The 828-nt window shown below is 30.4% G+C and carries 1 protein-coding gene and 1 pseudogene; both read right to left on the bottom strand.

What is annotated here, in order from left to right; translation table 11 throughout:
- Nucleotides 1-134 precede the first annotated feature (134 nt).
- Entirely contained in the window at nucleotides 135-686 is a 552-nt protein-coding gene (locus tag DQ356_RS11130) for a hypothetical protein (protein ID WP_059137249.1), read from the bottom strand.
- 38 nt (nucleotides 687-724) lie between these two features.
- Nucleotides 725-828: pseudogene (locus tag DQ356_RS11125) on the bottom strand (IS1595 family transposase); the annotation flags it as partial.

Here is an 828-nt window from a genome sequence, read left to right as displayed (position 1 = left end):
CTTTGTGTATCTAAATTCTAAAAACGATAACTCCATAGACTGCCAAAAAAGCTCCCGAAGGTTCCGTTCAACAGGCTTTCATCTTGTGTCCTGCGGACAAGACGAAAGCTTAGTTATTAGCAGAAGTGTCTTCTTTAGCGCGTCCAATCCTCAAGCTTCCCATTTTTCTCTTGCCAAATTTCTATATAAATATCTTCTGAAATTGGTTTTCCTTTATCCTTCAAAATATCAAATTGTAGTCCAGTTAAAGCATTTCTCACTTTGCTGATACAATACTCATATTCATCTTCCTCATAGAACTCTTTTCGTTCTTCATTTGAATAGGTCATTCTCACATTTGATATTTTTCCATTTTCAGAAATTGTAATTAGATATTTTTCCGAACAATCATAATCACTTTTCCAATTTTTCTTTTTCAGTTTTTCAAAGATAATTTTAGAAACTTTGCTTTTATCCTTTCGATTAATTCCATTTTTGATTTTTGCATAATTTTTCACATTTCCTTGACTAATTAAATTTCCATTTTGAAAACCTAAAACAGTTTCGTATTCAAATATTTTATAAAAAACTCCGTCCCAACGGAGAATTTTATTTTTTTCTGTTTTGTCAGGAAAATTGATTAATCCAGTAAACCAATTAATAAAAACTCTGTTGTTTTCCACTTTATCGCCAAAAATTTCCTTCATCTTATTTTGAGAATTAGATAAATTTACTGATTATCCGTTTATGCACCTGTTATATTCGCAATTACTAGTCTGTCAAAGAGTTTGTCTCCAAAATACCGTCTGTTTAATTTGTAAATAAACTCGTTGAGATACAACTGTAAGT

It is taken from the genome of Chryseobacterium lacus, from assembly GCF_003336205.1.
GTDB classification, from domain to species: domain Bacteria; phylum Bacteroidota; class Bacteroidia; order Flavobacteriales; family Weeksellaceae; genus Chryseobacterium_A; species Chryseobacterium_A lacus.
This window is presented reverse-complemented; position numbering and strand designations above follow the sequence as displayed.